Here is a 6,602-nt window from a genome sequence, read left to right on the forward strand (position 1 = left end):
TGGCCTAGGGATCAAAGGCTCAACTATCTCCCAAAACGCGTCCGACACTTCCCATGATTTTATGCTCATATGCCTGCCTCCGTTGGAGAAAAGCATACAAAAATCTGAATTCAACAGCAACTTATTTATGGATAAGTCCTAATACGCGCGGTTGCCGCGAAGGCACCCTACTGCAACACCACCCACTGCTCTCCCACCTTCTTCAATCGCAGCGTCGTCTGCTTGGCTCCGCCCAGGGACAGGGGGCCGACGTGGGCGGCGGCGACGATGGTCACCGTGGCTTCATAGACGCCGTTCTCGCGCTTCTCGATCTTGTCCACCTGGAACTTCTCGACCTCCACCGCCGCGCCGAAAAGGCCCATGAAGTCGTTGCGGGCCAGGGTCTGGCGGAAGGCCGTCTCCACCTCGGCGTCGCTCGGCCCCATGGAACAACCGGCGGCAAAGACGGCAAACGACAGCAAGAAACAGAGGACGAACTTTTTCATGATTCGCTCCGGGAAGACGTCCTGTACTATCGCTGCGTAGGCCAGGAGGAGCCGGGTGGTCAATCGCCGGCGCAGGACCGAAGCGGCGCGGCCGGGCCACGGGAGCTTCGCAAGGGCAACGCAATCCGCTGCCGGGGCATTGTCAATAGAGCACGCCCTGGTGTATTGCTTGGGCGATAATCGTCCCTCCTCCCTGCTCGAGCAAAGGATTTCGTGGCCCCGCCCGGGCATGCCGCGGCCGGCGCACGACCATGCGACCCAGGTGTGGGTTTCTAGGCGGCGGGTCGTTTGATTCGGGCACCAGTCGAAGGATCACACTTTTGCCGGTTGATGAGGCCTCGATGAATGCTTTGCTGTATTCCCTGGCGACCCGTAAATCCGTTATCACGCCTGTGGGCATGCAATATATTTGCGGCGCGCTGGTCTTGGCATCGGGCGTGGCGGGCCTGGCGGCCGGCCTGATCGGCTGGGTGAACGTCACCAAGATCCTGTCCATTTCCGTTCCCATGGCTCTCAGCACGGGCTTGTTTTTTTGCATCAACGGCATCTTGCTGTGCCTCCTCGTCGGGCCGCGTCGACGGGCCGGCAAGAGCGCGTGCATGCTCCTGTCCCTGTTCGTTTCGGTCTATGGGGTCCTGGAAGCGTGCGAATGGCCCCTCGACCTGGCCCCCACCTGGGATATTCTCGATCGAGCCGCATACGAGATACAATCCTCCCTTTCCATTCCCAACATTTCCATGTCGCCGCTTACGGGGCTTTTCTTTTTTGTGTCGGGCATGGGAACGGTTTTGTTTTTCGCATCCCAAGGGGCAAACCGCTTTTCCGATCGCCTGAAAGACGCCGGAGGCTGCCTTGGCGGATCGCTTGCCATAGGAAGCCTCATCATCATGATGGCCTACGCCTACGGCACGCCGCTTTTGGCCGGGACGCAGACCATCCCGATGTCCTTGTCCACGGCGATCATCTTCCTGCTCCTCGCCGCCGGCATGATCGCGGCGGCCGGGGGAGAAAGCCTGCCGTTGCGGCCTTTTCTGGGAGGCGGCGTCCAGGCCAGGCTCCTGCGCGTCTTTCCGGTCGTGATGTTCGCCATCAGCCTGACCTTTCCCTTTTGCGACAAGCTGATGCGGTCTTTGCCCCTGTTCAATTTCCCGCTGATGGTCGGCGTCTGGGCGGTGCTGCTGGCCCTGCTGACGACGGCCCTGGTCATGATGACCGGGCGGGTCATCGGCCATGAGATGGACAAGGCCAACTGCCTGCGGGACGAAGCGGTGCAGGCGCTGCATAAAAGCCATGAATTGATGCGGGGCATCATCGATACCGTTCCCCAGTCCATTTTTTGGAAGGACCGGGAAGGCGTCTATCTCGGCTGCAACGCCGCCTTCGCCAGATATGCGAACCTGGACAGGCCCGAACTCGTTGTCGGCAAAAAGGACCAGGACCTGCCCTGGCGGCCGGAAGAGGTCGAGGGCTACCGCCGCGATGATCAGGCCGTGCTCGATACGAACCGGCCGAAGCGCCATATCATCGAGCCCTTGTCCAGGGGAGAGGGGGACACGATATGGATCGACACCACGAAGCTGCCCCTGCGGGACAATCGGGACCAATTGTTCGGTGTGCTGGGGATTTTCGAGGACGTCACCGAGCGCATCCTGCATGAAGCCAGATTGAAGGAGGCCAAGGAACAAGCCGAGGTCGCCAACAAAGCCAAGGGGTTGTTCCTGGCCAACATGAGCCATGAGATACGCACGCCCCTCAACGGCATCCTGGGCATGCTGCAACTGATGCAGCTCACCCGGCTGGATGCGGAACAAAAGGAATATGTTTTCAATGCGATCAAGGCGTCGCATCGCCTGACGCGGCTGTTGGCCGACATCCTCGATCTGTCGCGCATCGAGGCCGGCAAGGTGGAGGTGCGCAAGGAAGTGTTCGACGTCGCCAAGCAGCGAGAGTCGGTCCTGGATCTTTTCGAAGCGGCGGCGCGGGAAAAAGGCGTGGCGCTGGAGTTTCACATCAGTCCGGACGTTGCGCGGCAGCTCGTGGGGGACGAGGCGAGACTGCGGCAGATCCTCTTCAACGTGGTGGGCAACGCCGTCAAGTTCACTCCCGGCGGACGGGTGACCGTGGACGCCTTTCCCCTCGGCGGCAGGGATGCCTTGGCGGCGCGTCTGCTCTTTGTCGTCAGCGACACGGGCGTCGGCATTTCCGACGACGTGCTCAAGACCATCTTCGAGCCCTTCACCCAGGCGGACGCCACCTACACCCGGAATTTCCAGGGGGCCGGGCTCGGCCTCTCCATCGTCAAGAAACTCGTGACGCTCATGGACGGCGAGCTCGCCATCGACAACTCCGGACCGGGAACGACGGTCTATCTGTCGCTGCCGTTCGATCTCCCCGGCGGCAGCCAGGGCAAGGCCGGGAAGGCGGACGCGAACGGTCCCGCGGTTGACGCGACCGCGCTGCGCATCCTCTTTGCCGAGGACGATGCCGTGAACCTCGCAGCCGGCGCGCGCATGCTGGAAAAGGCCGGCCACACGGTCGTCGGGGCAAAAGATGGCGAGGAGGTCCTGCGGATGCTGCGGCAACAGGATTTCGACCTCGTCCTCATGGACGTCCAGATGCCGGTCCTGGACGGGGTTGCGGCAACCAAACGCATTCGGCGGGGCGAAGCGGGCGTGGCCAAGGCGTCCATACCCATCATCGCCATGACCGCTTACGCCATGCTCGGCGACAGGGAGAAATTCCTGGCCAGCGGCATGAACGGATATCTGGCCAAACCGGTCGTCATGCAGCAGTTGCTGGAGGCTGTCGCCGCGGCCATGGAGACGGCCGGGGGGAAGGCATAGGAAGGCAGGCCGGCACGAGGCAGTGACGCCCACGGCTTTCTTGCGGCAGGTCCAGGAGGGGCGGATGCCCCTCCTGGACGCCGGAGGCGTTCATTTTGCAGCCTCGTCTAGTCGAACCACTCGTCGTCCTCGTCGATGGGCGTGAACCCGCGACGGATCGTGTTCTCCGTGACCACGCGCGGGTCGAGGAACTGCAGCAGGTAGTCCGGGCCGCCGGACTTGGAGCCCACGCCCGACATCTTCGCGCCGCCGAAGGGCTGGCGGCCGACCATGGCCCCGACGCAATTGCGGTTGAGGTAGAGGTTGCCCACGCGGAATTCCCGGCGCGCCTTCTCCAGGTGGCGGGGGCTGCGCGAATAGACGCCACCGGTGAGCGCGAAGCGCGTGCCCGTGGCCCACTCCACGGCCTCGTCGAAGTTCGCGGCCTTCATGACGGCCAGGATCGGCCCGAAGACCTCCTCCTGGGCCAGCCGGTGCTCGGGGCGGATGCCGGTCACCACCACCAGCGGCGCGTAGAAGCCCTGGCCCGAGGCCTGCCGTTCCACCAGCACCTTGCCCTCGGCCCGGGCGATCTCCAGATACTCGCTCACCTTGGCCTGCTGGGAGGCGTCCACCACCGGGCCCATGGCGTTTTCCGGCTCCTCGGCCGGGCCGATCTTGAGCGACTCGCAGGCCTCGGTCAGGCGGGCGATGAACTTGTCGTAGATGGAATCGACCACGATGACGCGCGAGCAGGCCGAGCACTTCTGGCCCTGGAAGCCGAAGGCCGAGTACACGACGCCGAGGATGGCCTCGTCGAGGTCCGCGTCGTCGTCCACGATGATGGCGTTCTTGCCGCCCATCTCGGCGATGACCTTCTTGCAGAAGGCCTGGCCGGGCCGCACCTTGGCCGCCTTTTCCTGGATGCGCAGGCCCGTCTCCATGGAGCCGGTGAAGGCGATGGTGCTCACTTTCGGGTGCTCGACCAGATGGTCGCCCATGACCGAGCCCCGGCCCGGGCAGTAGTTGAAGACGCCGTCCGGCAGGCCGGCTTCCTTGAAGATGTCCACCAGGCCGTGGCCGATGAGCGAGGACAGGCCCGAGGGCTTGTAGACCACGGTGTTGCCCGTGACGATGGCGGCCGAGGCCATGCCGAGGGAGATGGCCAGCGGAAAGTTCCAGGGCGCGATGACGGCCGTGACGCCCTTGGCCTCGTAGAACAGGTGGTTCTTCTCGCCGGGCTCGCGGCCCATGCGCCGGGGCGTTCCCAGGCGCACCGCCTCGCGGGCGTAGTATTCCAGGAAGTCGATGGCCTCGCCCACGTCGTTGTAGGCTTGGTCCCACTGCTTGCCGACCTCGAGGACCTGGACCGCGGACAGGGCCACGATGTCGCGCCGGGCGACGGCCGCGGCCCGAAGCAGCACCTCGGCCCGCTCGCGCGGCGACTTGTCGCGCCAGGCGGCGAAGGCCTTCTCGGCCGCGTCGATGGCCGCGTCCACCTCGGCCGTGCCGGCCTGGCAGACGTTGGCCAGCACCTCGGTGGGATCGGCCGGGTTGACGGTGGGGATGCGGTCGGCGGTCTCGACCGCCTTGCCTCCGATCATAAGCGGCAGCACGCGGCCGGCCTGCGCCCGCACGGCACCGATGGCCTTGGGGAAGGACTGGCGCAGCTCGGCCACGGTGAAGTCGGCCAGGGGCTCGCCGCGAAAGGCGGTCAGGCCGTCGATCACCGTCGGCGCGGCCGGGGCCTTGGGCGGACTTTTCTCCAGCTCCCGGGCCAGGGTCTTCTCGGGATTTTCGAGCAGGATGTCCTCGGCCTCGCCGTCGGCGAAGCTCAGGCGCAGGAAGGATTCGTTGGCCGTATTCTCCAGCAGCCGGCGCACCAGGTAGGCCATGCCGGGCAAAAGCTCGCCGTAGGGGCAGTAGAGGCGCACCCGGCCGGCCACCTTGAGCAGGCCCTTGCGCACGGGCTCGGCCATGCCGTAGAGCGCCTGGAATTCGTAGCGGTTTTCCGGCACGCCGAGCTCGGCCGCCGTCTCCATCACGTTGGAGATGGTGCGGATGTTGTGGCTGGCGCACTGGAAGTAGACCAGATCGCTGTTTTCCAGGAGCAGCCGGGAAATCTTCTCGTGGGCGACGTCGGATTCGGGCTTGCGCGTCCAGACCGGCACCGGCCAGCCCATCTGCTTGGCGATGACCGTCTCGTAGTCCCAGTAGGCGCCCTTGACCAGGCGCATGCCGAAGGGCAGGCCCTCGGCCCGGCCCCACTTGATGAGCTCGGCCGCGTCGTGTTCGGTGTCGCGCAGGTAGGCCTGGAGCACGATGGAAAGATGGGGGTAGTCGCGAAATTCCGCTTCGCTGCGCAGGCGCTTGAAGAGCTCGATGGTGATGTCCTTGTACTTGAGCTGCTCCATGTCGATGCAAAGCGCGCCGCCCATGGCCATGATCTTGCGGTAGACCGGGCGCATGCGGGCGAGGATGCCCTCGACCGAGCCCTCGAAATCCATGGGCCTGGCCTGGGAGAAAAGCGCCGAGGGCTTGATGGAGGCGTTGACCCGGGGGGCGCTGCCCCAGTCGAGGCCGCCCTCGCCCGCGCCGAAGGGCTTCCAGGACTTCTGCTCGGCCTCGATGGCTCCGAGGACTTCGAGATAGCCGTCGCGGTAGGCGTCGGACTCGATCTCCGACACCGTGGCCTCGCCCAGGAGGTCGACCGTGAAGGCGAAGCCGTCCTTGCGGATCCTGCTCAGGTTCTTGACGGCTTCCCTGGTCTGCTCGCCCACGATGAACTGGCGGGCCATGCCCTCGATGTTGGAGCGGATGGCCTTGCCCATGAGCTTGGCGGCCACGCCGCCGAACATGCCGGATTTTTCCGCGCCCCACTTGAGCACGGCCGGAATGTCGCCGGCGTCGCCGCCCGTGAAGTATTCCTCGATGTGGCGCGACAGGTTGTCCGAGGTGGTCAGGTAGGGCAGAACGTCCACGAATCGAAACAGCTGGACCTTGAAGGCCTCGTTTTGCATGGCCCAGTCCATGACCTTGCCGGTCCAGAAGCCCTTGTTGAAAATGGACGGGGATTCGCCGCGGATGCTGGCGAAAAAGGCCTTGCCGCGCTGGCGGATGGCCTCGTCGAGCTGGGGATTCATTCTTCCTCTCCGGGTTCTGGGGTGACGCCGAGGGGCAGGGCCCCTGTTTCCTTGACGGTTTGCAGCACCACCGTGGTATTGGTGTCGCGCACGGTGGAAAGGCGGCCGATGACCTTGAGCAGTTCGGCCAGGGACCGGGTGTCGGGCACGCG

Annotated in this window: 3 protein-coding genes and 1 pseudogene; 1 reads left to right on the forward strand and 3 read right to left on the reverse strand. The window is 64.7% G+C overall.

Going from position 1 to position 6,602, the window contains the following annotated elements; all coding sequences use genetic code 11:
- Positions 1 to 167 precede the first annotated feature (167 nt).
- Positions 168 to 485, reverse strand: coding sequence for a hypothetical protein (locus tag Q1K70_RS08130; protein ID WP_300157697.1), 318 nt, complete (start codon positions 483 to 485; stop codon positions 168 to 170).
- A gap of 251 nt (positions 486 to 736) precedes the next feature.
- Here Q1K70_RS08130 and Q1K70_RS08135 point away from each other — a divergent pair, with 251 nt between their 5' ends.
- Positions 737 to 3,328, forward strand: a complete 2,592-nt coding sequence (locus Q1K70_RS08135; protein ID WP_300157699.1) for a PAS domain-containing sensor histidine kinase — start codon at positions 737 to 739, stop codon at positions 3,326 to 3,328.
- Between the two features lie 107 nt (positions 3,329 to 3,435).
- Here Q1K70_RS08135 and pruA read toward each other — a convergent pair whose 3' ends face one another.
- Both pruA and Q1K70_RS22135 read right to left on the reverse strand, forming a co-directional pair.
- Complete coding sequence (gene pruA / locus Q1K70_RS08140; RefSeq protein ID WP_300157701.1) at positions 3,436 to 6,450, reverse strand: L-glutamate gamma-semialdehyde dehydrogenase; 3,015 nt, start codon at positions 6,448 to 6,450, stop codon at positions 3,436 to 3,438.
- Positions 6,447 to 6,602, reverse strand: a pseudogene (locus Q1K70_RS22135) (Lrp/AsnC family transcriptional regulator); the annotation flags it as partial. The gene pruA and the pseudogene Q1K70_RS22135, both read right to left, overlap by 4 nt.

Source organism: Solidesulfovibrio sp., assembly GCF_029978005.1.
Taxonomy (GTDB): domain Bacteria; phylum Desulfobacterota; class Desulfovibrionia; order Desulfovibrionales; family Desulfovibrionaceae; genus Solidesulfovibrio.